At 54.7% G+C, this 653-nt stretch carries 1 protein-coding gene; it reads right to left on the bottom strand.

From position 1 onward, the window contains the following. On the bottom strand, positions 1-653 hold a 653-nt coding region (locus GUA87_RS17770), incomplete at both ends, for a hypothetical protein (protein ID WP_193717972.1).

Raw genomic sequence — 653 nt, forward strand, 5'->3', positions numbered from 1 at the left:
TTGATCAGCAGATCCCCCGCATCCAGGTTGGTGGCAACCGTTGGCGTGACGGTACCGTCACCCACTTCGATGGCGAAGGTGGTGCTGTCCGTCTGAGTGTTATCTGCTGTGGTATCTTCAGCATCAGACGCCGTGTCTGTCGCTGAGGTAGAGATGGAACCGGTGATGGAGCCTTCAAAGCCAGCAGGAACAACGGCTTCAATGTCATCAATGGCAGCTACCAGATCTGCAGCTGTTGCAGACCCAACGGCTGTCAGTGTCCATGTGCCGGAAGAGGTCTCTGTCAGCTCTGCTGTGGTCACAGAGGCTGGCAGGGACAGCTGAACCACATCACTATCCACCGTGATGGTGATGGAGATGCTCTCGGAGCCATCTGTATCGGCACCGCCGTCCAGGGACTGAGTGAACTGGGCTTCATCAAGGGAGCCAGACAGACCCAGATTGATCTTCTGTTCCGCAGTGCTCTCAGACGCTGTGATCGGTCCTTCGACCACTGTATCGCTGTCGCTTTCAACAGCCACATACTGATCCAGTACCGCATCAACCGTTACATCAACAGTTGTGGCTGTTGAATTGCCTGTGACAGAGGTATCTGTGATATCGCGGGCAGAAGAGGTGATGGAGATGTCTTTAAGGGCATCCACATCGCTATC

Source organism: Sneathiella sp. P13V-1 (assembly GCF_015143595.1).
Classification (GTDB): Bacteria; Pseudomonadota; Alphaproteobacteria; order Sneathiellales; family Sneathiellaceae; genus Sneathiella.